This window comes from Pedococcus cremeus, from assembly GCF_900111375.1.
Lineage (GTDB): Bacteria > Actinomycetota > Actinomycetes > Actinomycetales > Dermatophilaceae > Pedococcus_A > Pedococcus_A cremeus.
Genome location: NZ_FOHB01000002.1, coordinates 204,242 through 229,010 on the forward strand (window position 1 = coordinate 204,242; position 24,769 = coordinate 229,010).

A 24,769-nucleotide genomic window follows, 5' to 3' on the forward strand; every position below is an offset into this window, starting at 1 on the left:
GCGTTCGCACATGATCCGGGGGATCGGCGATCGGTTGGCCCCGGTTTACGGGGCGCACAAACGGCCTGTGGTTTGGCGCTGGCTCGAGAGCTCAGGGCATCACGGGGCAGGGCAGCACCGGGAGGAGTACGGGCTGCTGCGCCCCGTGGGCTGGTCGCCGAGGACCTCCGGCAGGCGAGGGCGGCCAGCGCCGGATCCCACTACCGGAGCAACTCCGCACTAGTGGCCGCGCGTGACCCCCAGCAGCGACCGCGGCACGGCTGCAACGAGCAAGGGCGCGCAGCCCAGGAGGCGGCCGACCGTGACCGGCGCAAATGGGTCGCGTGCATTGGCGCGCATCTGTCATCTGGCTCCGGAGAATCTCCGGGTGACTCTCGACGCCGTCCTCCGTCAAGCGCGGCCCCCCATCACCTCTGGCAGGACGGCTCTCTGTCCAGTCACTCCTCTTCTCCCGGCCCGGCTCGAAGGGGCTGGCTCCCTCGTGTGAGGATCGGTGACCGGTCGAGGACCGCCACGGACAGACACTCGAGCATCGTCGTCTCGTGCTCAAACGTGTATTTTGACTTCGTTCACGGTGGGGTATGAGTCCTGGGCACCTTTTGTCGCCGCCGCCATCGACGCGACCACTGCGGCTCGTCGGGCTGCTGCGACCAAACCGTCTCCGCGGGCCAACGAGTCCGCAACCGAACCGGTGAAAGCGTCCCCGCAACCGGTGGTGTCGACGACGTGGGTCGGCACAGCTGGAATCGGAGTGAGGAGTGGGAGGTTCTCCGGGCCGCCTTGGATGACCATCGACCCACGTGCGCCCAAGGTCACCACCACGTCACCCACACCTCGAGCGATGAATCCGAGAGCGGTGGCACCCCAGTCGATGGTGGGATCGGTGGACCCCAGTAGCTGGGCCGCCTCGTGCTCGTTGACCAGGAGCAGGTCCGCATCAGCCAGCAGCTGGGCTGGAACCTCCCTGAACGGCGAGAGGTTGAGCAGCACTGTGGCGCCGGCCTGGTGGCCCAGTCGAGCCGCGGTCATGATGGTCTCGAGCGGACTCTCGAGGCACAGGCAGACGACCGCCGCTGCCGCTATGCGTTCGGCCTCCTTCTCGACGTGGTGTGGCGCGAGTCGGCCATTGGCGCCAGGGAAGACGACGATGCTGTTCTCCCCGTGGGCGTCGACCTCGATGACAGCCACCCCCGTCGAAATGTCGGCGATCGTGACAATCGAGTCCGTGTCGATGCCGTCGCATCGGGCCGCTTCCAGGAGCATGCTGCCGTAGGCGTCGGCTCCCACTGCGCCGATGAGCGACACTGCGCTACCGAGTCGCGCCGCCGCCACGGCCTGGTTGGCGCCCTTGCCGCCCGGACGGGTCACGAAGCCGTGCCCGGCGACGGTCTCGCCCGCCGACGGCAGGCGGTCCGTCGTGATGGTGAGGTCTGCATTCAATGAACCGACGACAACGACGGCAAAGGCCGGGGACATGGTTTGGCTCCTCAGAGCGGGCGCAGAATGCCTGACTGCGACGTGCCGGCCGGAGTGGTTTCTCCGACCCATCGCGGTGATTCACTCAGAACGCGACTCCGCAGTGCAGGATCACGTTTGCGTAGGGTGTCGATTCCCCCGTGCGCACCACAAGCTGCGTCTCAGGCAACCGCGCCTTCAACTGTTCGTGTGAGATGAGGCTGACGCTGTCCAGACGTGCGGTGATCCACTCATGTGCTGGAAGCGACTGGCTCTCGACAGCGGCCTCCGCCCATTCGACGACCACGGCGTCCAAGACCGCGTCGAGGACCTGTTCGAATCGCGGTATGCCAGCCACGAGGGTCAGGTCGACGATGGTGCAGCCTGGGATGCCGTACGGAAGCGGCAGTCCCGCATCGGTGATCACGATCTGGTGGGTGTGCCCGAGGCGGGCAAGAGCACCAGCCAGACGTGCGTTGAGTATGCCGTGACGCAACATCATGGGTCCTCGGAGATGCACTGTTTGGTGCACAAAGGATAGGTGGGTATGGCTGGCATGCACCCTGACTTGCGGGGTGGTGGGCCGCCGCACCGGATGCGGAGGCCCACCATGGTGTAGCTGTCGTCAGCCCTTGAAGGTGGCCGCGTTGGTCTCCGTGATGACGGTGGTCTTGACTGGCACGTTGGCGTCAGCCTTGCCCGCGAGGGCTTTGACTGCCTGTTGCACGGCCAGTTTGCCGAGCACGCTGGGCAGCTGGGCAACGGTGCAGTTCAGGGTGCCGGCCTTCACCGCCGAGACGCCTGCGGCTGTCCCGTCGAAGGCACACAGCTTCACGGCCTTACCGGCTTTGGCGCCGAGTGCCTTGATGGCACCCAGTGCCATCTCGTCGTTCTGGGCGAAGATTCCCACAACACCGGGATGCGCCTGCATCAGGTTGGTCGTCACGTCCAGGCCCTGGGCGCGGTCGAAATTCGCGGTTTGCGTGGCCACGATTTTGATGCCCGGGAAGGCCTTCATCCCTTCCGTGAAGCCCTTGCCGCGGTCGCGAGCCGCGGATGTACCGGCGGTGCCCTGCAACACGATGATGTCGCCCTTGCCGCCAAGCAACTTGCCGAGCTCGGCCGCTGCCTGCTTACCACCGGCAACGTTGTCCGATGCGATGAATGATGCCACTTTGGCGCCGTTGACGGTGCGGTCGACGGCGATGACCGGGATCTTGGCCGTGTTCAAAGCCTTCACAGGTGCCCCGGCACCATCGGAGTCCACCGGGTTCACGATGACCGCCTGGACGTTCTGGGACTGGGCGTTTGCGAGCTGGTTCGCCTGCGTTGCCGCGTCGTTCTGGGCATCGACGACGTTGAGGGTGACGCCCTCGGCCTTGGCCTCGGCAACGGCACCCTCCTTCAGGGAGACGAAGAACGGGTTGTTCAGCGTCGAGACCGCGAGCGTGAACTTCTTCGCGCTGGATGCGGTCGCGCTGGTCGTGGGCGAGGTGCGGTTGCACGCCGCCAGCGGGAGGATCGTGAGGCCGGCGACCAGGGCTATGGCGGTGGCGCGGTGCGGAGTGAAATGCATGCGTTTCTCCAATGACGGGGTCACACGGTGACCGTGGGTATTCAGATGTGTTCGAAGCCCTGGTAGGCGGGGAGACAAAGAGAGTCAGGCTCGCTTTCGGCGGAGCACGTCGATGCCGACGGCCACTGCAATGACGAGACCGATGATGACCTGCTGCCAGAACGCGGAGACGTTGAGCAGGTTCAGGCCGTTACGAATGACGGCCAGGACGAGAGCGCCGATGAGGGTGCCGGATATTCTTCCGACGCCACCGGCGAGACTCGCACCGCCGATCACCACGGCCGCGATGGCGTCGAGCTCGTATCCTGTGGCCGCCTGGGGCTGGGCCGAAGCGAGTCGTCCGCTGAGCACGAGGCCTGCGACGGCCGCGAATATGCCGGACAACGCATAAACGGTGACCAGAACCCGTTTGACCGGGATCCCGGACAGGCGGGCTGCCTCGAGATTGCCCCCGACGGCATACATCGCTCGCCCGACCGACAGACGGTTGAGGATGAACCAGCCGATGGCTCCCATCACGAGCAGGACGACAACAGGCATCGGGATCGGGCCGATGCTGCCGCCCAGCCAGGTGACGACCGACGAGGTAGGGACCGGGATGCCGTTGGAGACGACGAGGGTCAGCCCTCGGGCGACGCTCAACATCGCCAGTGTGGCGATGAACGGTGGGAGCTTGGCGTATGCGGTGGCCGCTCCCGAGAGCATGCCCGCGGCCAGACCTGTCAGTAACCCGAAGAGGAGAGCCACCAGCGGCGGCATACCCCATGATTGGCCGGTGAAGGCCGCCACCATCGCGGAGAGGGCAGCGACGCTTCCGACGGACAGGTCGATGCCGGCGGTCACGATGACAAAGGTCTGGCCGAAGGCCAGGATGGCGACGACAGAAGCCTGAATGCCGACGTTCAGCAGGTTGTTCGGTGTCAGGAAGTCGGGTGTCGCGATGAACATGGCGACGCAGAGCACCAGCAGGCCGACCAGAGCGCCGTTGGCGGAGACGAAATCAGCGATCTTGGCCCGCTTCGACGTGACGTCGGCCCCTGGCGCCTTCTGGGCGGTGGGTGTGGTCTCTTGAGTGTTAGACACGGTCGGGCTCGACTTCCTTGACGGCGAGGGACATCACGGTGTGCTGGTCGGCGTCGGCTGCGGCGAGAACGCCGGCCACGCGCCCGTCGGACATGACGAGGATGCGGTCGCTCATTCCGAGCACCTCGGGCAGCTCGCTCGAGACCATCACCACGGCTCCGCCGGCGGCCGTGATCTCGTTCATGAGCTGGTAGATCTCGACCTTGGCCCCGACGTCCACGCCACGCGTGGGCTCGTCGAGGATGAGGACCTTGGAGCCGGCCGAGATCCATCTCCCGAGGACGACCTTCTGTTGGTTGCCGCCCGAGAGCGCGCCGACCCGCTGGCCAAGACCGCGCATCCGGATTGCAAGCCGTTTGGCGACCAGGTTGGCGCGCTTGGCCTGACCGCGGCGATCGACCAGCCCGTACCGGGCGCTCGACATGAGCGTCGCATACCCGAGGTTGTCCTCGACCGAAGCACCGAGCACCAGGCCAACCGCCTTGCGATCCTCGGGAACGAGGCCCACGCCAGCGGCGATCGCCGCCCCGATACGCCCCTTTGGTAGTGGTTTGCCTTGGACGGTGACCGTTCCGGTGTCGTAGGGATCGGCGCCTGCGATCGCTCGCACCACCTCGGTGCGACCCGCGCCGACGAGGCCGGCGATGCCCAGGACCTCTCCGGCGCGCACCTCGAAGGAGACATCCGTGAAAGTGCCCTTCCGGGTCAGGCCCTGGACGCTGAGCAGGGGCTCCTGGGGTGGGGTGGCGCGACGGGGGAACTGCTCGTCGATGCTCCGTCCCACCATCAGGCGGACGAGCTCCGGCTCAGGGGTCGTGGCGGGAACCTCGGCGACGAACTTGCCGTCACGGATGACGGTCACGCTGTCACCGATCGAGGCAATCTCGTCAAGGTGATGCGAGATGAACACCATCCCGACACCCTCCGAACGGAGCTGGCTGATCAGGCCGAAAAGGTGCTCGATCTCGTGCTTGGTGAGCGAGGCCGTCGGCTCGTCGAGGATGAGCAAGCGGGCCTTGAGACTGAGCGCTTTGGCGATCTCGACGAGCTGTTGTCGCGCGATGCCGAGCGCGCCGGCCGGCATGTGCGGATCGACGTGCAGCCCGACCGTCGTCAGCGCCTCGGTCGCGAGGCGGTACATCTCGCGCTTGTCGACGAGGCCGAATCGCTGGGGCAGCCGGCCCATCAGGATGTTCTCCGCGACGCTCAGGCTTGAGACGAGCTGCAGCTCCTGGTGGATCGTGGCGATGCCGAGTGCCTCCGACGCCTTTGTGTCCGGGATCCGGGTGGGGTGGCCGTCGACAATGATCTGACCGCTGCTCGGCTCATGAACGCCTGCCGCCATGTTGATGAGCGTGGACTTGCCGGCTCCGTTCTCGCCCAGGAGGACCTGGATCCTGCCCCTGTGGACGTTGACGGTGACGTCGTCCACGACGGTGATCGGACCGAAGCGTTTAGTCACGTGATCCAAGGTGAGAATCGGCTGGTCACTCATCCGTGGTCCTGCCTTTTCGGTGTGAGACGCACGTGCGCCCCGGGACCGTTCGATGGCTTCGATAGGCAGCTAACGCGCGGTGTCGCCTTGCGTTCATGGCTTCACCTCGGCAGACCTTCTCTTGGCAACGATGCTGGTCGGAAGCCTCCACTCGAGTGCGTCATCGTGTGACGCGCTCTCCTTCTGTGTTCACTCAAATCTGAGACGTGCGGATCTGAGTCGCTAGGGACGAAGGTCACGGGGAACGCGGATGACCATGGTGCCCTCTGACCACTCGTCAGCGCGCAAGCCCGACCGAGGCTCGGCGTAGCCCAAAGTGGGCGCTAAGAAGCGGCACTCACCTTGCTCCGAACGAGCGGAACGCGGCAGACGAGTGCGATTGCGACCAGCGAGGCTGACGGACTCGTCATCATGGTTCGGTGACTTCGTCCAGCGACGCATCGACCATCGCCCAAGCTGTCACCGCCTTCTTCCCCGATCACGAGGTCGCCGGTCTCCGACTTCCCCCGCGCTGGTTCGGCCGGCCATTCGACAACTGGCACCAGATGTCGCAAGCGGCGACCGACGGGGACCGAGTCATGATTCGTCTGGACAGCACCCAGATTCTGACCCTGGACGCTCAGGACGCGTCGCTTGACGGGCGCATGCTCCGAATTGTCGGGCGCGGAGGGTCATGGAGCTGGACCGAGTACGGCGGGGATGTCCGACACGAAGAGGTGTTGGGTTCCGGATGTGTCGAGTTCTCCGCACCGTTCCACCACTGAATCAAAGTGCGCTCATCCGCGGACCGCACTGGGTCGTGGTGTCAACGGAGCTGACTTCCGCGAATCCGGCGTCGACCAAATGATCGTCGAGGCGTTGCCTGTCGAATCCGTGATGTCCCTCGAGGTCGACCTTCTCGGCGTGGAAGGCGCCGTCGGGATCCTCGTTCAAGGTCCGCGATGGCCAGCCGACCCACCGTTGACCAGGAGCCCCGCCACGGACCTCAGCCAAGGCCTGGACCGCCGGGAAGGCGGCAATGTCGCCAGCCTCCCGGGGGTCCAGGTGTCTCATCAGGGCCGGCCTGATCAGTGGCGGGCCGCCTGGGCGGCGTATGCCGTGTACTTGGCGTAGGCGAAGGCCTCGCCGTGCATGGCGGCGAGGAGATTGACCTGCGTCCGTGTTCCGGGGCAGGCCGGGGTGCTGGCGGTGATCACCACTGGGTCAACCGTTGGCGGCTTCGGAACCTTCACCTTCGGGTTGGTGAGGGACCGCAGAGCAACCGTGAAAGCGGCCGCGTGCGTGCCCTCGTCCCCGGCGATCTCGGTGAACAGTGTCTTCGCGGCGGTGCAGTGATCCTTGGCCGCCTGCTTGGCGAACCCCGGGTACATCGTCGTGTGCTCGTAGGTCTCGCCAGCAATGGCGTCCTTCAGGTTGGCCGCGTTGGTGCCGACCAGCCCGGCGAGCACCGCTTCCCCGGCGAAGTGCTCTTGCAGCTCGACCTGGGCGCTACCGCTGAACAGCTTGGCGACCGCGGTGTGGTGGGTGCGGGCCGCCTGGGCGGCGTATGCCGAGACCTACACCGGAGACGTCCTACCGGCGCTCCTCAAGATGGGCCACGAAGCGGAGTATGTCTCCCGCGAGCTTGAGTGGCTGTCAGAGACCTTGGCCAACTGCCGCGGCAGCGCGTGAAGGGCTGCCGGAAATCGAAGGAGACAGGCGGCATACCCCTGTGCGTCGTGCACGTAGGTATGGCGGGTGGCTGGCGACCGCTTGACCAACTGCTTGACAACGGGTGCGCGTTCTGGCGGACGTGGACGGATATTGGGGGACTGGTTCGTGCTCAGTAGGACGTCCAAGCACGTCCACGGATGGGTCAGGGAATGCTTGACACGGAAGAGGTCACTGGTTCAAACCCAGTATCGCCCACCATCCCTGAACAGCCCCTGACCAGCGGAAACGCAGGTCGGGGGCTGTTCTCATGGCCCGCCGATGTAGGCGAACTTTGACTTCTTCCGTGCTTTGAGTGACTAACTGAGTGACTGCGTCGGTCGCGCCCACTCGGCACGACCGTGCGCGGGAGCTCTTCGGGGTCCGTCGGCGTGCGCGGTGGTGTGAGCCGGGGCGGCGGTAGCCGAGCTCACTCACTGCTGACTTCTTCCGTGACTGCGCGCATTTGAGACGTGGCTGGGTGGGACGAGAGGCGAGCGGCCAGGTAGGGCGCGGTGGCGCTGGCCTCGGCCCGGGCAACCTGTTCCGGAGTACCCGTGGCCACCACCCGACCGCCTTCGTCCCCGCCGCGCGGACCCAGGTCAATGACCCAGTCGGCGCTGATGATCGTGTCGAGATCGTGCTCGACCAGCACCACCGTGTTGCCGGCGTCCACCAAGCGGTGCAGCTGGCGCAACAGCAGAGCTATGTCGGCGGGGTGCAGTCCTGCCGTCGGCTCGTCGAGCAGGTAGAGAGCGTGCCCTCGACGCGCCCGCTGAAGCTCGGTCGCCAGCTTGATCCGTTGGGCCTCCCCACCGCTGAGCTCGGTGGCAGGCTGCCCCAGGCGCAGGTAGCCCAGCCCGACCTCACTCAGCGTGGTCAGGCTGCGCGCGGCCGCCGGCACGTCGGCCAGGAAGTCGGATGCCTCCTCGACCGACAGGGCCAGCACCTCGGCGACGTTCTTGCCGCGGTACTCGATCTCCAGCGTCTCTGGGTTGTAGCGCTCGCCGTGGCAGGCCGGGCACGGTGCATAGGTGCCGGGGAGGAAGAGCAGCTCGACCGTGACGAAGCCCTCCCCCTGGCACGTCTCGCACCGTCCCTCGGCGACGTTGAACGAGAAGCGACCCGCGCCGTACCCACGTTCACGCGCTGCCGGCGTCGCGGCATACACCTTGCGCACGGCGTCGAACAGGCCCGTGTAAGTGGCCAGGTTGGAGCGTGGGGTGCGGCCGATCGGGCGCTGGTCCACGCGCACGAGTCGGTCGAAGGACTCCAGCCCGGTGACGTCGTCGACGTCGATCTCGAGCTCGGTGTCCTCGGCGTCATCGGGGGCCTGCCCGAGGTGACGGCGCGCCAGCTCGGCCAACACCTGGGTGACCAGGGTGGACTTGCCCGAGCCCGAAACCCCAGTCACAGCAGTCATGACGCGCAGCGGCACATCCACGAGAGGTCCTCGAGGTTGTGCCGGCTGACCCCGCGCAGGTGCAGCCACCCGTGGGGCGCGCGCTGGGGGCGAAGTGGTGCCTCCACCCGGCCGAAGAGGTGTGCACCTGTCACGGAGTCCGTCACCTGCTCGAGGCCCTCGACCGGTCCGGAGTACAGCACGCGGCCACCGTCCTCCCCGGCGCCCGGGCCGATGTCGACGACCCAGTCGGCTCGACGCACGATGTCGAGGTCGTGCTCGACGACGAACAGCGAGTTGCCCGAACCTTTGAGCGTCTCCAGGACGTCGAGCAGCGGCGCCGCGTCGGCCGGGTGCAGCCCTGCTGACGGTTCGTCGAGGACGTACACCACCCCGAACAGCCCCGATCGCAGCTGCGTGGCGATGCGCAGGCGCTGCGCCTCGCCCGGCGACAGCGTCGTGGAGCTGCGCCCCAACGAGAGGTAACCCAGCCCGAGGTCGAGCAGGACCCGGATCCGCGCCACCAGATCGCCGCACAGGCGCACCGCCACCTCGGTCGCCTCGCCCGAGTCGGCCATCGACGTCGCAGCGGCCGCCTCCGAAAGCTCGGCCACCGGCCTCAAGAGGGCAACCAGCTCGGTGAACGACAGCGCGTTCACCTCGGCGATGCTGAGGCCGCGGAACGTCACCTCGAGGGAGTCGGGGCGCAGTCCCGTCCCCGCGCAGTCCGGGCACGGGAGGCTGCGGACAAAGCGCATCGCCTTGTCCCGCATCATCTGGCTCTTTGAGGTGGCCAGGACGTGGTGGACGTGCGCCCGGGCGCTCCAGAACAGGCCGTAATAGCCGTGGTCGACGCGGTCACGCTCGGGCTTGATGAACACCTTCGGCTGCTCGTCGGTGAACAGCAGCCACTGCCGGTCCTTCGCCTTGAGGGATCGCCAGGGTGTGTCGACGTCGATGCCGAGGCCGGTCACGATGCTGCGCAGGTTGGCGCCCTGCCACGCGCCCGGCCACGCGGCGATTGCGCCTTCGCGGATGCTCAGGGAGGTGTCAGGCACCATCAGCTCCTCGCTGACGTCGTGCTCCTCACCGAGGCCGTGGCACCGCGGACAGGCGCCTGCCACGGTGTTCGGCGAGAACGCCTCCGCCGCCAGGCGAGGCGCCCCGGCGGGGTAGGTGCCAGCGCGTGAGTAGAGCATCCGGAGGAGGTTCGACAACGTCGTGAGGGTGCCCACGCTGGAGCGTGAGCTCGGGGCGCCGCGGCGCTGCTGCAACGCCACCGCAGGCGGCAGCCCGGTGATCTCCTGCACGTGAGGAGCGCCCATCTGCTGCACCAACCGGCGGGCGTATGGCGCGACCGACTCGAAGTAGCGACGCTGAGCTTCCGCGTAGAGCGTGCCGAACGCCAGCGATGACTTGCCGGACCCCGAGACCCCGGTGAAGGCCACCATCGCGTCACGGGGCAGGTCGACATCGACGTTCTTGAGGTTGTGCTCGCTGGCTCCGCGGACATGGACGAAGTGGTCGGTGGGGTCGTGGGGCACGCCCCCTGTCTAGCCGCTACGTGGCCGCTGCGCACAACCAGTCCGCCGCCGGTTGTCCCAAGGCGGTCGCCCCGCGATCACGTCCGTCACGCCGGCTGCAGGTCGGCAACTTCTGCGGTCGCCCACCGCAATCGCGAGAGGTCGCAGGCTCATCGGCAGCCGGATCAGTGATCGAGGGCACGTCCCACTGGCGGCGAAGTGGACGCCCTCGACGTGTCATCGTGCCGCGATAGATCGGTGGGCAGTGCGGGTGCCGTGCGCCAGCTCGGGCGGCCAGACCGGCCATTGGGGTGAGTGACTAAGTGAGTGACAACCAACGCGTATCTCGGTGTACGTCGGGGGACGCTGGGGGAGTGGTTCGTGCTCAGAAGGACGCTTGGAAGAGGTTCAGCACCCCGGACTCGGGGAGGTCGTAGAGCGCCGTGCGCGGGTCACTCGAGGTGCGTGGCCCGCTCATTGCAGGATCAGCTCCTCGATGCGTGCACTGTCGCGAGGGGGTGTCGCACCAGCTCCCGGTTGGGAACCCCGTACTCGTGGACCAGTGCTGCGATGGAGGCTCCGATGGCCAGCAGCTCCGCGAAGGCCGCGGTCAGCACCGCACCACCGGTCCACCGCTCATGCACCCCGAACAGGCCGACGGTTGCGGAGATGACGAAAGCCGCAAGGGTCGACGCGCCGAAACCGGTCGCGAGGAGAAGCGGGACCCAGTGGGACCACAACAGCAACAGTGCCGTGATCACCACGGCAGCCACCGCATTCACCATGAACGCGGGCCCGATGACGCTGATGGCGCGAAAACCGTCGAACCACAGCCAGAGGTGCACAGCGCCCGAGACGAGTACGCCCGCTGCAGCCAATAGTCGCATTCTCATGACCTTCTCCGTCCTTGTGGTGGCCGCCGGACTCTCCAGGGTCTCCCGGTGAGAGGACGGTCCAACCGGTCACAAGGTTCACCACGGCGAAGGGCAGGTCACCGGCAAGCGGTGACCCGGATTCGGCGATGGCACCCGTGGTGCCCGGGCTAGGGTGAGGGCCGTGTCCCGTGCTGCGCGCGCGTTCTGGATGGTGGGGCCCTCGTCGGGGGAGATGCGCTCCGTGGAGCTGCCTCCGACCGGACCGGGCGAGGTGCTCGTCCGGACGCTGCACACTGCTGTGAGCAGGGGCACCGAGACGCTCGTCTTCCAAGGGCGCGTGCCCACCAGCCAGTATGCCGTCATGCGGGCGCCGTTCCAGGACGGCGACTTCCCATGGCCGGTGAAGTACGGGTACCTGAACGTGGGAACCGTCGAGGAGGGTCCGCGGCACCTGCTGGGGCGAACGGTCTTCTCCCTCTACCCCCACCAGAGCGCGTTCGTCGTGCCCGTCGAGGCGGTCGCCGTGGTACCGGATGACGTCCCTGCGGAGCGCGCGGTGCTCGCCGGCACCGTGGAGACGGCCGTCAACGCGATGTGGGAGGCCGCCCCCCTCGTCGGTGACAGGGTCGCCGTCGTGGGTGCCGGCATGGTCGGCTGCTGCGTCGCCCGCCTGATGGGGCGAATCCCCGGGGCGCAGGTCACGCTGGTCGACGTCGACCCCGGCCGGGCCACGGTGGCCTCCGCCCTGGGCGTGGGGTTCGCCGATGCGGCAGAGGTCGGTGACCTCGTCGGCTCGTGCGACCTCGTCGTGCACACGAGTGCCACGTCCGCGGGGCTCCAGCTCTCCCTCGACCTGCTGGCCACGGAGGGCAGCGTCATCGAGCTCAGCTGGTACGGCACCAACGAGGTCCGGCTGGCCCTCGGCGGCACCTTCCACTCCGGGCGCCTGGCCATCCGCGCCAGCCAGGTGGGCGAGGTGGCCCCGGCTCGGCGCTCGAGGCGGTCGCACGCCGATCGGCTGCGCATCGCCTTGGACCTGCTGCGGGACCCAGCGTTCGACGCGCTCCTGACCGGCCGGTCCGACTTCGAGGAGCTGCCGGCCGTCATGGAGCAGCTGGCCGATGGTCGCCTGCCGGCGATCTGCCACACCATCGCCTACAGCGAGGGGGAGCGATGTTCAGTGTGACCGTGCGAGACCACATGATGGTGGCTCACAGCCTCCGTGGAGAGGTGTTCGGTCCGGCCCAACGGCTTCACGGCGCGACATTCATCGTGGACGCGACCTTCCGCAGCGCGTCGCTCGACGCGGATGGCGTCGTGGTCGACATCGGACGGGCGACAGAGCAGCTGCGCGCCGTCATTGGCGAGCTCACCTACCGCAACCTCGACGACGACCCGGTCTTCGCCGGCGTCAACACGACCACAGAGGCGCTCGCCAAGGTGGTCGCCGACGCCCTCGCGACGCGCGCCAGTGAGGGGGAGCTGGGCCCGGCCGCCGAGCACCTGGCCGGGATCGCGGTCACGTTGCGAGAGTCCCATGTGGCATGGGCGAGCTACGAACGCGACCTGTGACAACGGCGCACGTGGTCGTCCCGGACGCGGTCGACGACCCGACGCGGCCGAGCGGTGGCAACACCTACGATCGGCGGATCTGGACCGGTCTCACCGAGCTCGGGTGGTCGGTGAGACTGCACACCGTCCCAGGTCCCCGGCCAGGCCCGGACACGCAGGCGCCCGCGGCGCTGGCTGAGTCCCTGGAGGGGGTGACCGACGGTTCCATCGTCCTCCTCGACGGACTGGTTGCCTCATGGGCCCCGGAGGTCGTCGTGCGGGCGGCGACCCGGTTGCGGGTGACGGTTCTCGTGCACACACCGCTTGCTGCTCTCCTGGACGAGGACGTCGCCGAGGCCGCTCATCGATCCGAGCTGGCGGTGCTGTCGGCTGCGGCCGCCGTGCTGACGACGAGTGCGTGGACCCGGCGGTGGCTCCTCGACCGCTACGAGCTGGACGCCGGTCGCGTGCACATGGCCCGAGCGGGGACGGACACCGCCGACCTGGCGTCCGGCACCACCACCGGTGGGCAGCTGCTCTGCGTCGCCGCCGTCGTCCCGGGCAAGGGACACGACCAGCTGGTGCAGGCCCTCGCGCAGCTGACCGACCTGCCCTGGCGGTGCACGTTCGTCGGCGCGCTGCACCTCGACCCCCCTTTCGTGCGGCGCGTCATGCGCGAGGCGGAGGAGGCCGGCATCGCGGACCGGCTCCGCCTCACCGGACCTCTGGGGGAGGACGACCTCGACGCGTTGTATGCCGCGGCCGACGCGGTCCTTCTCGCCTCTCGGTTCGAGACGTACGGGCTCGTGGTGACCGAGGCGCTGGCTCGGGGACTGCCCGTCGTGGCGGCGCGCGTGGGCGGTGTGGCGGAAGCCCTTGGCCGGGGGCCGGACGGCACTCGGCCCGGCCTGCTGGTGCCGGCAGGCGATCCCGAGGCATTCGCGGGGGCTGTGCGAAGCTGGCTGTGCGATGCCGAGCTGCGAGCTGCGCTGCGGCGTTCCGCGCACGAGCGACGGCTCCTGCTGGCCCCGTGGTCGGTGACGGCTCGCCGGGTGGCTGACGTCCTCGAGCAGACGGGCGCAGAAGCATGAACCATCGAGCCGCCTGTTCCGTCTTGTCCGGTGCAAACCCCGACACGACAGACAGGGGCCGTCAGTGCACCGGCTGCGCCGCACCGCCACCGCCCCGCGCCGGGGGGCTCACTGGCGCGGCTGGCCTCGAAACCTTGTCGCCGCCGGCGTGCTGGGTGCGCTCGTGTGGCGGCTCGGTACGGGACCGTTCGTCGCGGGTCTGGGACAGATCGATGCCCGGTCCCTGGCAACCTCCCTCGGGGTGGCGCTGGTGACCACCCTGAGCTGTGCATGGCGGTGGACCCTGGTGGCCCGAGGACTGGGCATCACCCTGCCGCTGCGTACCGCCGTCCTTGCCTACTACCGCTCGCAGCTCCTCAACCTCACCACGCCGGGCGGAGTGCTCGGCGACGTGGACCGGGCGGTGCGTCACGGCCGGACGGTCCAGGACCGGCGCCGGTCGGTGCGGTCGGTGGTCTGGGAACGGTTCGCAGGCCAGACAGTGCTGGTGGCCGGAGCCGGCTGTGCCCTGGCCCTGCTGCCCTCACCCGTTCGCCACGGGGTGCGGGAGCTCGAAGCCGTCGTTGCCGGGGCAGCGATGGTCCTCGCGCTCGTGCTGTGGCGGCTGCACCGCAGCCCGCTCGCAGGGCAGGCGCTGGGCCGGGCAGCCGGCTGGTTGCGCACGGTGGGTCCAGCGCGTGCCGAGCTGCGGTCGGTGCTGCTCGCCCGGCATACCGGCTGGCGCATCCTTCTGGCCTCCGTGGTGGCCGCGTGCGGTCACGTCGTGACCTTCCTGGTGGCGGCGCGCACAGCCGGATCGGGAGCGCCACTGTCGACGGTTCTTCCGCTGGCACTGGTGGTCCTGCTTGCCATGGGGCTGCCCAACATTGCAGGGTGGGGACCGCGTGAAGGCATGGCGGCGTGGACGTTCGGTGCCGGGGGCCTGGGGGCCCAGGTCGGCGTCACCACCGCTGTCGTCTACGGCGTCATGGTGTTGGTCGGCGCTCTGCCGGGAGCCCTGCTCCTGGCGGCGGCCGGTCTCGAGCGGTTCAGGGAGGTGGGGCATGGGTGAACGGCCCTACACACTGCTCAGCTGCTGCATGTCCTTGGACGGCTACCTCGACAGCGCCTCCCACGGACGACTGCAACTGTCCAACGCAGCCGACTTCGACCGTGTCGACGGTGAACGAGCCGCCTCCGACGCGATCTTCGTGGGTGCCGCCACCATTCGCTACGACAACCCGCGGCTGCTCGTCCGCTCCACCACGCGACGCGCCGACCGGGTCTCGAAAGGACGCCCGCCCTCACCGGTGAAGGTGACCGTCACACGGGCCGGTGACCTCGACCCGCGAGCCCAGTTCTTCGTCAACGGTGACGGCGAGAAGCTGGTCTACTGCGCCCACGAGGCGCTTGCCCGTACCCGCACCCGGCTCAACGGCGTGGCCACCGTCGTGGACGCCGGCGCACCCGTCGAGCTGCAGCGGGTCAGCGAGGACCTCCACGCCCGGGGCGTGCGTCGGCTGATGGTCGAGGGCGGAGGTGCCGTGCACACCCAGATGCTGACGGCAGGCCTCGCCGACGAGCTGCAGCTCGTGGTGGCGCCCTTCTTCGTCGGGGAGGCGGCTGCCCCGCGGTTCGTCGGCGACGGCGTGTTCCCCTGGTCTGTCGCGCGGCGCGCCACCTTGGCCGAGGTGCGGCAGATCGACGACGTCGCGCTGCTGCGGTATGCCCTGTCACCCCGGTTCGGCGAGCGTTGAGGGGCACGGTGATGCCACGACCGCCCGCAGCCACCATCCGCACCGAGGTGATGGTGCCGCTGCGCTTTCCCGACGGGTTCAGCACCACCGCGCGGGTCTTCACCTTCGAGGGTCTGGCCGACGGTCGCGAGCACGTTGCGCTCGGTCTGGGGGAGCGGGCCAAACCCCTTGCCGACAGAGCCGACACAGCCGACTCCCTGACGCCGGCACTGACGCGTCTGCACAGCGAGTGCCTCACCGGCGACGTCTTCGGCAGCAGCCGCTGCGACTGCGGCCCGCAGCTCCGCGAGGCGGTCACCAGGCTGGCGGCCAGCGGCGGGTTCCTGCTCTACCTGCGCCAGGAGGGTCGCGGCATCGGGCTGTACGCGAAGCTCGACGCCTACGTGCTGCAGGACGACGGCCTCGACACCTACGAAGCCAACGTCGCACTCGGCTACGACGAGGACCAGCGTGACTACACCGTTGCCGCGCAGATGCTCTTCACGCTGGGCCAGTCCACGGTGGCGCTGCTGAGCAACAACCCCGACAAGGCCCGGCAGCTGCGGCGACTGGGGGTGACCGTCAGCGAGATGGTCCCCACGGGCCTGCACCTGTCGGAGGAGAACGCCCACTACCTCGCGACCAAGGTCCGCCGTGGCGCGCACCAGCTCGAGGTGTCAGACCTCATCGGGGGAGAACCAGAAGGTCCTGGTGGTGCACGGTGACCCGGAGCCGCCCGGCAGCCGCGTCGGCCAAACGCCGTTCCGCGTAGGCGGACGCCTGCGCCGCGAGACCCGGAGACCGCTCACACGCAGCGCCGAGCCATCCCGTGAACCACTGCGTCTGCAGCTGGTGTTCATCAGGACCAAGCCGCCATGGGCTTAGCCGGAGCAGGACCTCCAGGCCGGCGCGGTGGAACCAGTCGACGGCGGCGTCCACGGCATCCGGTCCGAGAAGCCTCTGGCCGCCGATGAGGCGGCGGCGCTGATGTCCGTTGAACGCCTCCCTGACCACCTCATCGAAGGGGTCGCACGGCAGGAGGTCCACGTGCCCGGTGACGCTCAGGGTGATCAGCACCGGACATCGGGCAGCCGCGCAGCTCACCACGAGCCGGCTGAGCTCCTCATCGGTCAGCATGTCGAGCAGGGCAGAGGCCGTGATGAGCCCCGCGCGGCGGAGCTCTTCCGGCGCAAGGCGGGTGATGTCGCGCTGGCGTCTCTCCGCCGTGACGGCGCTGCCGTCCGCGGCCGGCCCGAGGGCGCTGGTTGCGGCGACCCTGAGCAGCTCGGCATCGCGGTCGACCATCACCCAGTGCTGTGGGCCAGCCAGCTGCGGGGCCAGCCAGCGTGCCATCGACCCGGTGCCGCACCCGAGGTCGTGCACGACCAGGCCGCGCCCGGGGAGGTGGCTTCGGACCTGCTCGACCAGCTCTGGCGCGCGCGCCGCGGCGTCCGCACGCTCTCGCAACGCGAGCCAGTCCGGGCTGGCCCTTCCGTGTCCGGTGCCCACGCGTCCCCCTCCGGCCACGGACGTCGGGTGAACCGATCGCCGTCCCGTCCCGTCTCCATGGAGTAGGCACCACACTGGCACAGGCCATGCGAAGGGGGGACACCGTGCTGACTGCTCGACGTTTCACGGTGCTGGGGGCGGTTGCCGCAATGGTGCTCGTGACGACGCTGGCGGTGGCGATAGGAATGAGCACCACCGGCTGCCTCGTAGGACTCCTGTGTGGCGTTGTCCTCAACGCGACGCTCGCCGTCGGCCTGAAGAGCGGAGCCGGGTCACACGTGCCAGGGGCCGCCGACCTCATCACGCTCTCTCGAGCAGTGATCGCCTGCGCGCTCGCCGGGCTTGCCACCGAGGCCGTGCTGCACCGGCCGCAGACTGCATGGTTCGTCCCCGTCACCGTGGTGGCCCTTCTGCTCGATGCCGTTGACGGTTGGGTCGCCCGGCGTACCGGAACCTCCTCCGCGTTCGGGGGCCGCTTCGACGGAGAAGTGGACGCGTTCCTCATCCTCGTTCTCAGCGTGCAGGTCACCACCGGCTTCGGGGCGTGGGTCCTGACCGCCGGCCTCATGCGCTACGTGTTCGGGGTCGCCGGATGGGTGGCGCCCTGGATGCGCGCACGGCTGCCGTACCGATACTGGCGCAAGGTCGTCACCGCAGCGCAGGGAGTCGTGTTGACCGCGGCGGCTGCGGACGTGCTGCCGCGCGGGGTCAGCATTGCTGGTCTCGTCCTGGGACTGGCACTGCTGTCGGAGTCCTTCGGGCGGGACGTCGCCTGGTTGCTGCACGAGCGAGCGACCAACCGTCGTTCGAGGGACGCTGCTGTGATGACCGCCGTGATGTCCACCGTGGTGCATCCTGAGCCGCACACCGAGGCGGTGTAGCGGTGCGTGCGGCCTCTGCGGGACCCGTCTCTGCGGAACCCGTCCCCCCGACGGGAGCTCCTGCCCCGGGGACGGTGACCCGTCGCCGTGTGCTGACCATGACCGCCAACGGACTCGCGGTCGTGGTCCTCTGGTCGGCGCTGCTGCTGCGCAACCGGCCCGACGAGCTCACGCCGATGAGCTTGGCGCGCATCCCGATCGAGGGCATCGGGTTGGTTCTGCTCGTCCTGTTCCTGTCGGGGCGCCTGACCCGTGCGCCGTCGGTGGTGGCAGTGGTCGTGGGCGTCCCGCTTGGCGTGCTGACGGTCCTCAAGGTCCTCGAGATCGGCTTCTTCGGGGTGCTCGACCGCCCGTTCAACGTGGTGACCGACCGCGGCCAGCTCCGGTCCGCCGTCAGCTTCCTCGTCGTCTCCTACGGTGCGGTGGTCGGCTCCGCCGTCACGGTCGGAGCCGTTCTCATGGCCGTCGCCCTCCTCGTCGGCCTCCCCCTGGCGGTGGGGCAGGTGGCCCGACTGGTGCAGCGTCGCCCCGCGCCTTCCGTGGTCGTCGTCACCATCCTCGCGATGACGTGGTCGGCTGCGGCCGTGGCGGGAGCCCACGCAGCGCCACGGGAACCGGTCGCCGCGTGGGACACCGTGCAGTTCGCCACCAGGGAGATGAAAGACTCCACACGGGCGCTGGCGGCGCGGCGGAGGTTCGACGCGGCTGTGCGCGCGGACGCCTACCGGGCCCCTGGCTCGGCCGATCTCGCGGGGCTCCGGGGCAAGGACGTGCTGCTCGTCTTCGTCGAGAGCTACGGGCGCGTGGCGGTAACCGGGTCCGCGTCCCAGAAGGTCCAGACCGTGCTGGACGCCGACACCCGGCAGCTGAAGGCTGTGGGGTTCGGGGCCAGGAGCGCCTACCTCACGTCACCGACGTTCGGCGGGGTCAGCTGGCTGGCGCACGCGACCCTGCAGTCCGGGGTGTGGGTCGACAACCAGTCGAGCTACGACCGGCTGCTGTCCGGCCACCGCACCAGCCTCGCCAGCGCGTTCGGCCGCGCGGGCTGGCGGACAGCGGCAGTGCTGCCGTCCGACCGGGCACCGTGGCCCGAAGGGCAGGCCTACTACGGCTTCGACAGGGTGTACGACAGCTCCGACCTCGGCTACGCCGGCCCCTCCTTCGGCTTCTCCTCCATGCCTGACCAGTACGCTCTGCAGGCGTTCCAGCGGATCGAGGCCATGGACACCAGCGCGGCGCCCCTCATGGCGGAGATCGACCTCGCGTCGAGCCACGGGCCGTGGGCGCCCCAGCCGACGATGGTCGGCTGGGACCGGCTCGGGGACGGATCGGTCTTCGACGCCATCCACGCCCGTGCGCAGACGGCCGCGGCCTTGTGGAGCCATCGCGACCGCGTCCCCGCCGCCTACATGACATCCATCGAGTACTCCCTCACCGCGCTGCTGGGGTTCATCGAGAAGTACGGCAACGACAAGCTCGTCGTCATCATGCTCGGTGACCACCAGCCGGCGACCATCGTCAGCGGCTTCGGTGGCAACCGGGACGTACCTGTCAGCGTGCTCGCCCGCGACCCCCAGGTCCTCGCACGCATCTCGGGCTGGGGCTGGCAGGACGGCCTGCGCCCGCACGCCGGCGCTCCGGTCTGGCGGATGGACGCCTTCCGCGACCGGTTCCTGGCCGCCTACAGCGGTCCCAGCGTCCAGGTGGCGGGGGAGGGGAAGTGAGCTCCGGGCTGGCTGCTCGACGGCAGCGCGCACTGCAGCGCGCCCGGCGCGCGGCATACGGATCCGGCGAGTACGTCGGACAGGAGGGCTTCATGCGGGCCAGTGAGATCCTTGATCTTGCCTCGCGGGCCGGGGTCTCGCCCGCTGTCGCGGTCCTGGACCTGTGCTGTGGAGTCGCCGGCCCCGGCCGTCTCATCGCGCGCACTTCGGGCTGCGACTACCTCGGTGTCGACGCCGACCCCCGCGCGATCGAGGTGGCGCGCCAGCGGGCCGGTGGGAACTGCCGCTTCGAGGTTTCTCGAGTCCCGCCCCTGCCGTCGGGCCAGTTCGATGTGGTTCTTCTCCTGGAGACGATGCTGGCGTTCCCCGACAAGGTGGCCCTGATGCGGGCGGTCTCCTCAGCACTTCCGCCTGGAGGCCGCTTCGCCTTCACCATCGAGGCAGGGCACCCCCTCACCACGGCTGAGCGAGCACTCATGCCCGCCGCCGACACCGTCTGGCCCACGCCCTTGGCGGATCTGTGTAGCTGCCTGCAGCAAGCGGGAATGCGAGTCCTGTGGCAGCAGGACTGCACCGAAGCACACCACATCGTGGTCGAGGCGCTGGTGCTCCATCTCGGTGCCGTGGAGAGAGAGTTCGGCGCCGGTGACCCGACCCTGCGCGAACTGCTCACAGCACACCGGATCTGGAGCCACTGGCTTCGCGAACGTCGCGTACGGAAGCTCGCCTTCGTCACGGAGAGGAGGGCCTGACCGCCCGCCGTTGCCGGAGGGCCGATGTTCGACCCATCCGAGTCCCGACTGGGGTCAGCCGCTCGCGTGGACGGTCTTCGCGTGGACGGTCACAGGACCTTGTTGCCGTACATCTCCCCGAGCGGGTCGGCGATCAGCTCCAGCCGTGCCCCGTTGGGGTCGCGGAAGTAGATCGACGTCCCACTTTCCTGCAGGTACTCGACGCCGGCATCGTCGAGCCGACCCCTGAGCCGCTCCCAGGTCCTCGGTTCGACAGAGATGGCGATGTGGTGGAGGCCGCCGAGAACTTCCGCGTAGGGGCCGAGGCCCAGCCCTGGAAAGTCGAAGAACGCCAACAGGTTGCCGTTGCCGATGTCGAAGAAGAAGTGGTTCGAACCCTTGTAGTCGCGGTTCTCGAAGATCTCGGTCAGCGGGAACTCCAGCACCCCCTGGTAGAACCTGATCGTCTCCTCGACGTCGCGGGCGAGCACGGCGAAGTGGTGCAGACCGCGGGCGCTCGAGGCCGGGCGACGGTCCGCCGGCTGGAGGTACAGGTCACGGAGCCGCGCGCGTTCGGCGTCGATCGCGGGGAGGTCGATCTCGGTCATGCGTGCCTCAGATCCTGAAGAAGATGTTCAAGAAGCGGTCCGCGACCGCGCGGTCGCCCCTGATCGTGCCGGCGTTGCTTCGCCCGAACGCCGTGAGCACGAAGCTTCCCGGGTCGAACTCGAGGACCGTCAGCCCGTCGGTCTCCCCGACGGAGTAGGAGAACCCTTCCTCGGTCAACGAGACGTGCGTGTCCCCGGCATTCGGCCCCGACGTGATGCGGATGCCGATGTCACACACGTCGTTCGGGGTGACCGGGTTGGTGGTGTACTGCCACAGGACGAACATGAACGGCGTGAGCAGGTCGGCAGCCTCACCCGACAGCCCGTGTGCCCGGCCCGTGCCCTGCCGGATGTCCCAGGAGTGCACGCCGTAGTCCATCAGCTGGAACGCCGGGTAGAAGAACGAGGGGAGCGGGCCCATGTAGAAGTGCGTGACCAGGAAGTTGGTCCAGTCCTCGTCGGTGAGCCCGTCGAAGGTCTCCATCATCTTGTCGAAGTCGGTGCGGGCCCGCGCCACGAGCTCCGCGCGTGGCGCAGTGCGAAACGCCTGCGCCATCTCGTCGCAGCGCGCCGCCATGCCGGGCAGGCCGTATGCCGGCTCGACCTCCTTGTGCCCCCGTGCCGCGTCGAACGCGACGAAGTACGCCTCCGTGGTGTCCACCAGGTGACCGACGACGTCCCGGACCTGCCAGTGCCCTGCCCCGGTCGGCGCCTCCCAGGCCTCGTCGCTGTCGACCAGGTCGAAGAACTGCTCTGCTTCCTGTCGCACGACCCGAAGGATCGTGGCTTTGCCTTCCGGGGTCATGGCGTTCCACGTGCCCATGCCCGCACCTCCCGACGAAGTGGAGAACCGCGGCGCCGGACCTGGATCCGGTGGAGGCTGCGACCGGGGCAAGGCCGGGACCTGGCGCCGGTGAGCGTGTAGTTGCGCGTTCAACGTCAGGCTAGATCCGGAGGGGGTCACCGTTCCAGTGCCCACAACGGGTCATTTCGGCCACGGGGACACGGCTCAGCCGCTTCAGCTGCCGCACCGGCTTCCCGAGGGGGACGACCGCGGCGACCGCGAACGGCTCGGGGATGCCGAGCAGCCGCTTCAGGGCCGGCTCCTCGGCGACGGCCATGGTGGTGATGGTGCCCCCGAACCCCTCGTTCCGAGCCGCCAGCAGGATGTTCCACACGAAGGGGTAGACCGACGCACCCGCGACGACGCCGACCCGATCGAGGTCCTTGTCCAGGGCAGCCACCCTGCGCAGGTCGACACAGACGACCAGCACGACGGCAGCTCGGCGCAGCGGCTCGGTGACCGACGCCGGAACAGCCGTCTGGGCCACCTGCTGGTCGGTGACACCGCTGGGTGTGTAGGCACTCCACGGGGTCTCCCCGGCCGCTCGTTGCGCGTGGTACCTCCGTGCGCCCGGTTCGGTGACCTCGACCAGCCGTTCCCGCATGGCCGAGTCGCGGACGACGATGACCTGGACGCCTTGGCGGTTGCCTCCACTGGGGGCGAACCGGGCGTTGTCCAGGATCCTGTGGAGCACCTCGTCTGGCAGCGGATCGTCGGTGAACTCCCGCACAGCCGCCGTAGTTCGCATGACCTCGTACAGGTCCATGCGAGGCACCATAGCCCGGAGCGCTGGTAGGCCCTCAGCGGCGGGGCGAACCAGCACAGGTTGCGCCGGGACCGGGCACCACCATGGACTACGGGGCAACCCAGGTCCGCAAGAACCCAACTCGACTAGTCCTTCGGGCCACCGACCCCTAGGTGCCTCGTCGGTGACAACAACCAACGCGGGTCTGGGCGTACGCCAAGGGCGCGACACCCACCAGACCATCGGACAGGGCGACACTGCACCGACCCGAGGCCTTCGTGGGGCAGTTGTCGGGAGGGTCGGTTTCGGTCATGCTGCGCTGATGCCGGAAGACGAGGATTTCAAGCCCGGAGGTCGTCCGTCGGCTGGGACTGCTCAGCATCGTCGGCTACCGCTTGTTCTCCACCGGCGACAACCTCGGTGCGTTGAACCTCTATGGCAGGAGCAGGTCGGCATTCACCGCCGATGACGTCCACGACGGCATGGCTCTCGCTGCCCACGTCGGCGTGGCCATGGCGGGCGCCCAGGAAGTTGAGAACCTGGAGAAGGCTCTCGGGGGCAGAACGGTGATCGGTCAAGCCACCGGCATCCTGATGGAGCGGTTCGACCTGGCACCGGATCGCGCGTTCGGAGTCCTCGCGGTCAGCGGTTGCCGGGGTTGATGCCGTACTGCGCGAGCTTGCGGTAGAGCGTCGCCCTGCTCAGGCCGAGCTCCACGGCCGCCTGCTTCATCGTCATTCTGGGGAGGCCGAGGACGCGGGTGATCTCGTCCCGCTCCAACGACTCGATACGGGTGAGCCGCCGACCGCTGCTCACCAGCCATGACGGAAGGTGGCGCACGTCGACCAGCTCGGTGCGCGTCGCGGCGTCGTGCACGACTGTGAAGAGCTCGGCGACGTTGCCCGGCCAGCCGTAGGAGGTGAGGGCACGTTCGGCAGCCGGGGTGAAGCCGACCTCTCGGAGCCGTGTCTGGTAGGCGGCCAGTCGGGCGAGCGGCAGGACGTCCTCCATCCGTTCCCGCAGCGGCGCGACCGGCAGGACCCTGTCGACCAGCCCGACGAGTGGGGCCGGGATCTCGTCGAGACGGCTGGCCGTCACCGCCCAGGTCAGGGCGGCCCCACGTCCATCCGCGGGAATCGAGCGCACCGTCGCGGCGACCCGGTCGTGCAGCTCCTGCGCCGCCCACGAGGGGAGTGCGTCGACGTTCTCGACGATGACGGCGGTGTGCGCCTTGGTGAGCTCGGGGGTCCACAGCGCGAGCCAGGCGCCGACGTCCTCGGGAGCCGGGACCGCCGCCGAGAGGATGCGGAACCCGGGGCGGGCACGGCGGATGGTCTGCCCGAGAAGGGTGGCTCGTCCGGATCCCGGTTCCCCGGTCGCGGCGACGACGCGGTCTTCTATGAAGGCCGCCGTGGCCCTGGCCGAGGCGTCGGACCACGACGCTGACGATGTCTGGAGGGTGCCAGCGCTCGGTTCGAGGCGTGCGGTCTTGACGCGGAAGACACCTCCGCGTGCCTGGGGTCGAGGGTGCTGACCGGCTGACCGGGCGAGCATGAGGGCCGCGGTGTTGGAGGCAGCCGACTGTGCGAGCGCGAGGAGGAGGTCGGCCGAGCGCTGCGCCCAAGTCGTGATGTTGACGCTGCCCTCGAGCCTCCCGGTCAGGGGGTCGAGCACCGGCACAGCGGCGCACGTGTAAGTGCAAAGGCTGTGGGAGTAGTGCTCCTCCGCCCGCACCAGCGAGGGCGTGCGGTCGGCGAGGGCCATGCCGAGACCGTTCGTGCCGACCTCGCGCTCGGAGAAGGCGAACCCGGGTGCGAGGTGGACGCGGTCGAGCGCGCGAAGCAGCGAGGTGTCCCCGGAGAACCGGTTCAGCACGAGGCCGTCGGCGTCGGTGAGCATGACCGCGACAGGCTCGCTCGCCAGCGTCTGGTGCAGCGTGGTGAGCACCTCGTGCCCGCACTCGAAGAACAGGGAGTCGCTGATGAGGGACCCCGCCCAGACGGGGTCCACGGCCTCCAGGGGGACGCCGTAGTCCTCGGACCGCTGCCACGAGGCGAGCACGCGGCGGGACACCGGACCCTCGGGTCCGGGGTACTCCGCCCCGGCGCGGAGAGGAAGCCTGGCCTCGTCAGAGGCGGTCATCGACCCTCGTCCATCCCCAAGACGGTAAGCGGCGCCCGTCCTCCGGGGGAAGACCTGATGTCTCAAAGTGAGACATCGGTCCCCTGTGGTCCGGCGCCGGCGCTTCCTAGGTTCCTTCTCACTCGACAAC

The 24,769-nt window shown here is 68.8% G+C and carries 24 protein-coding genes and 1 pseudogene; 12 read left to right on the forward strand and 13 right to left on the reverse strand.

Annotation, left to right across the window (positions count from 1 at the left end):
* Positions 1–546: 546 nt before the first annotated feature.
* The 5 genes from BMW78_RS04580 to BMW78_RS04595 all read right to left on the reverse strand — a co-directional run bounded on the left by BMW78_RS04580 (position 547) and on the right by BMW78_RS04595 (position 5,609).
* Positions 547–1,476, reverse strand: a complete 930-nt coding sequence (locus BMW78_RS04580; protein ID WP_091756891.1) for a ribokinase — start codon at positions 1,474–1,476, stop codon at positions 547–549.
* An 85-nt stretch (positions 1,477–1,561) separates the two neighbouring features.
* Positions 1,562–1,957: a D-ribose pyranase gene (rbsD, locus tag BMW78_RS04585; RefSeq protein WP_245735660.1), complete on the reverse strand. Its 396-nt coding sequence runs from the start codon at positions 1,955–1,957 to the stop codon at positions 1,562–1,564.
* Positions 1,958–2,080: 123 nt separating this feature from the next.
* Positions 2,081–3,031, reverse strand: coding sequence for a substrate-binding domain-containing protein (locus BMW78_RS20670; RefSeq protein WP_177180286.1), 951 nt, complete (start codon positions 3,029–3,031; stop codon positions 2,081–2,083).
* 84 nt (positions 3,032–3,115) lie between these two features.
* Positions 3,116–4,114 carry an ABC transporter permease gene (locus BMW78_RS20675; RefSeq protein ID WP_245735661.1) on the reverse strand — a complete coding sequence of 333 codons (999 nt, stop codon included), beginning with the start codon at positions 4,112–4,114 and terminating at the stop codon, positions 3,116–3,118.
* On the reverse strand, positions 4,107–5,609 hold the full coding sequence (locus BMW78_RS04595) for a sugar ABC transporter ATP-binding protein (protein WP_091756893.1): 1,503 nt from the start codon (positions 5,607–5,609) through the stop codon (positions 4,107–4,109). Before BMW78_RS04595 ends, BMW78_RS20675 begins: the two co-directional genes overlap by 8 nt.
* A gap of 419 nt (positions 5,610–6,028) precedes the next feature.
* On the opposite strand from BMW78_RS04595, the gene BMW78_RS04600 reads away from it, so the two are divergent.
* Positions 6,029–6,373, forward strand: coding sequence for a hypothetical protein (locus tag BMW78_RS04600; protein WP_091756895.1), 345 nt, complete (start codon positions 6,029–6,031; stop codon positions 6,371–6,373).
* 303 nt (positions 6,374–6,676) lie between these two features.
* Here the strand turns inward: BMW78_RS04600 and BMW78_RS04610 are convergent, their stop codons facing one another.
* Positions 6,677–7,111: a ferritin family protein gene (locus BMW78_RS04610; protein ID WP_091756899.1), complete on the reverse strand. Its 435-nt coding sequence runs from the start codon at positions 7,109–7,111 to the stop codon at positions 6,677–6,679.
* A gap of 1 nt (position 7,112) precedes the next feature.
* Between BMW78_RS04610 and BMW78_RS20680 the strand changes: the two genes are divergently transcribed.
* Positions 7,113–7,280: a hypothetical protein gene (locus BMW78_RS20680; protein WP_177180270.1), complete on the forward strand. Its 168-nt coding sequence runs from the start codon at positions 7,113–7,115 to the stop codon at positions 7,278–7,280.
* Positions 7,281–7,728: 448 nt separating this feature from the next.
* Here the strand turns inward: BMW78_RS20680 and uvrA are convergent.
* Together uvrA and BMW78_RS04620 are read right to left on the reverse strand one after the other, a co-directional pair.
* Positions 7,729–10,244, reverse strand: a pseudogene (gene uvrA / locus BMW78_RS04615) (excinuclease ABC subunit UvrA).
* A 464-nt stretch (positions 10,245–10,708) separates the two neighbouring features.
* Positions 10,709–11,110: a hypothetical protein gene (locus tag BMW78_RS04620; protein WP_091756900.1), complete on the reverse strand. Its 402-nt coding sequence runs from the start codon at positions 11,108–11,110 to the stop codon at positions 10,709–10,711.
* 169 nt (positions 11,111–11,279) lie between these two features.
* On the opposite strand from BMW78_RS04620, the gene BMW78_RS04625 reads away from it, so the two are divergent.
* From BMW78_RS04625 to BMW78_RS04650, 6 genes are all read left to right on the forward strand, one after another.
* Positions 11,280–12,284, forward strand: a complete 1,005-nt coding sequence (locus BMW78_RS04625; RefSeq protein ID WP_091756902.1) for a zinc-dependent alcohol dehydrogenase — start codon at positions 11,280–11,282, stop codon at positions 12,282–12,284.
* Positions 12,272–12,670 (forward strand): 6-pyruvoyl trahydropterin synthase family protein, encoded by a 399-nt coding sequence (locus tag BMW78_RS04630; protein ID WP_091756904.1) that lies wholly within the window; start codon positions 12,272–12,274, stop codon positions 12,668–12,670. The genes BMW78_RS04625 and BMW78_RS04630 overlap by 13 nt, the downstream gene beginning before the upstream one ends.
* A gap of 191 nt (positions 12,671–12,861) precedes the next feature.
* The gene (locus tag BMW78_RS04635; protein ID WP_245735662.1) at positions 12,862–13,740 is read left to right on the forward strand and encodes a glycosyltransferase family 4 protein; all 879 of its coding nucleotides are present in this window, start codon (positions 12,862–12,864) and stop codon (positions 13,738–13,740) included.
* A 64-nt stretch (positions 13,741–13,804) separates the two neighbouring features.
* Positions 13,805–14,791 (forward strand): lysylphosphatidylglycerol synthase transmembrane domain-containing protein, encoded by a 987-nt coding sequence (locus BMW78_RS04640; RefSeq protein ID WP_342707702.1) that lies wholly within the window; start codon positions 13,805–13,807, stop codon positions 14,789–14,791.
* Positions 14,784–15,476 carry a RibD family protein gene (locus BMW78_RS04645; protein ID WP_091756910.1) on the forward strand — a complete coding sequence of 231 codons (693 nt, stop codon included), beginning with the start codon at positions 14,784–14,786 and terminating at the stop codon, positions 15,474–15,476. Before BMW78_RS04640 ends, BMW78_RS04645 begins: the two co-directional genes overlap by 8 nt.
* Positions 15,477–15,487: 11 nt before the next feature.
* Positions 15,488–16,180: a GTP cyclohydrolase II gene (locus tag BMW78_RS04650; RefSeq protein WP_091756912.1), complete on the forward strand. Its 693-nt coding sequence runs from the start codon at positions 15,488–15,490 to the stop codon at positions 16,178–16,180.
* On the opposite strand, the gene BMW78_RS04655 is transcribed toward BMW78_RS04650, so the two are convergent.
* Positions 16,140–17,045, reverse strand: coding sequence for a class I SAM-dependent methyltransferase (locus tag BMW78_RS04655; RefSeq protein ID WP_342707703.1), 906 nt, complete (start codon positions 17,043–17,045; stop codon positions 16,140–16,142). The genes BMW78_RS04650 and BMW78_RS04655 overlap by 41 nt on opposite strands.
* Positions 17,046–17,068: 23 nt before the next feature.
* Between BMW78_RS04655 and BMW78_RS04660 the strand changes: the two genes are divergently transcribed.
* From BMW78_RS04660 to BMW78_RS04670, 3 genes are all read left to right on the forward strand, one after another.
* A complete protein-coding gene (locus BMW78_RS04660; RefSeq protein ID WP_218144224.1) occupies positions 17,069–17,845 on the forward strand; it encodes a CDP-alcohol phosphatidyltransferase family protein in 777 nt (258 codons plus the stop codon).
* Between the two features lie 98 nt (positions 17,846–17,943).
* Positions 17,944–19,569 carry an alkaline phosphatase family protein gene (locus tag BMW78_RS04665; protein WP_143056147.1) on the forward strand — a complete coding sequence of 542 codons (1,626 nt, stop codon included), beginning with the start codon at positions 17,944–17,946 and terminating at the stop codon, positions 19,567–19,569.
* On the forward strand, positions 19,566–20,321 hold the full coding sequence (locus tag BMW78_RS04670) for a class I SAM-dependent methyltransferase (RefSeq protein WP_218144225.1): 756 nt from the start codon (positions 19,566–19,568) through the stop codon (positions 20,319–20,321). The genes BMW78_RS04665 and BMW78_RS04670 overlap by 4 nt, the downstream gene beginning before the upstream one ends.
* Before the next feature lie 89 nt (positions 20,322–20,410).
* On the opposite strand, the gene BMW78_RS04675 is transcribed toward BMW78_RS04670, so the two are convergent.
* The 3 genes from BMW78_RS04675 to BMW78_RS04685 all read right to left on the reverse strand — a co-directional run bounded on the left by BMW78_RS04675 (position 20,411) and on the right by BMW78_RS04685 (position 22,518).
* Positions 20,411–20,908: a VOC family protein gene (locus BMW78_RS04675; protein ID WP_091756919.1), complete on the reverse strand. Its 498-nt coding sequence runs from the start codon at positions 20,906–20,908 to the stop codon at positions 20,411–20,413.
* A gap of 7 nt (positions 20,909–20,915) precedes the next feature.
* On the reverse strand, positions 20,916–21,677 hold the full coding sequence (locus tag BMW78_RS04680; protein ID WP_218144226.1) for a maleylpyruvate isomerase family mycothiol-dependent enzyme: 762 nt from the start codon (positions 21,675–21,677) through the stop codon (positions 20,916–20,918).
* Between the two features lie 175 nt (positions 21,678–21,852).
* A complete protein-coding gene (locus BMW78_RS04685; RefSeq protein WP_091756921.1) occupies positions 21,853–22,518 on the reverse strand; it encodes a nitroreductase family protein in 666 nt (221 codons plus the stop codon).
* Positions 22,519–22,892: 374 nt separating this feature from the next.
* Between BMW78_RS04685 and BMW78_RS04690 the strand changes: the two genes are divergently transcribed.
* Positions 22,893–23,159, forward strand: a complete 267-nt coding sequence (locus BMW78_RS04690) for an ANTAR domain-containing protein (RefSeq protein ID WP_091756923.1) — start codon at positions 22,893–22,895, stop codon at positions 23,157–23,159.
* Here the strand turns inward: BMW78_RS04690 and BMW78_RS04695 are convergent.
* Positions 23,140–24,639, reverse strand: coding sequence for an AAA-type ATPase lid domain-containing protein (locus tag BMW78_RS04695; protein ID WP_091756925.1), 1,500 nt, complete (start codon positions 24,637–24,639; stop codon positions 23,140–23,142). The two genes, BMW78_RS04690 and BMW78_RS04695, sit on opposite strands and share 20 nt — an antisense overlap.
* Between the last annotated feature and the right edge of the window lie 130 nt (positions 24,640–24,769).

Bases quoted from the DNA above. Each gene is read 5' to 3' on its own strand.
- BMW78_RS04595 (WP_091756893.1), bottom strand. From the start codon at position 5,609: ATGAGTGACCAGCCGATTCTCACCTTGGATCACGTGACTAAACGCTTC.
- BMW78_RS04650 (WP_091756912.1), top strand. From the start codon at position 15,488: ATGCCACGACCGCCCGCAGCCACCATCCGCACCGAGGTGATGGTGCCG.
- BMW78_RS04620 (WP_091756900.1), bottom strand. From the start codon at position 11,110: ATGCGACTATTGGCTGCAGCGGGCGTACTCGTCTCGGGCGCTGTGCAC.
- BMW78_RS04630 (WP_091756904.1), top strand. From the start codon at position 12,272: ATGTTCAGTGTGACCGTGCGAGACCACATGATGGTGGCTCACAGCCTC.
- BMW78_RS20670 (WP_177180286.1), bottom strand. From the start codon at position 3,031: ATGCATTTCACTCCGCACCGCGCCACCGCCATAGCCCTGGTCGCCGGC.
- BMW78_RS04675 (WP_091756919.1), bottom strand. From the start codon at position 20,908: ATGACCGAGATCGACCTCCCCGCGATCGACGCCGAACGCGCGCGGCTC.
- rbsD (WP_245735660.1), bottom strand. From the start codon at position 1,957: ATGATGTTGCGTCACGGCATACTCAACGCACGTCTGGCTGGTGCTCTT.
- BMW78_RS04645 (WP_091756910.1), top strand. From the start codon at position 14,784: ATGGGTGAACGGCCCTACACACTGCTCAGCTGCTGCATGTCCTTGGAC.
- BMW78_RS04580 (WP_091756891.1), bottom strand. From the start codon at position 1,476: ATGTCCCCGGCCTTTGCCGTCGTTGTCGTCGGTTCATTGAATGCAGAC.
- BMW78_RS04685 (WP_091756921.1), bottom strand. From the start codon at position 22,518: ATGGACCTGTACGAGGTCATGCGAACTACGGCGGCTGTGCGGGAGTTC.
- BMW78_RS04665 (WP_143056147.1), top strand. From the start codon at position 17,944: ATGACCGCCAACGGACTCGCGGTCGTGGTCCTCTGGTCGGCGCTGCTG.
- BMW78_RS04695 (WP_091756925.1), bottom strand. From the start codon at position 24,639: ATGACCGCCTCTGACGAGGCCAGGCTTCCTCTCCGCGCCGGGGCGGAG.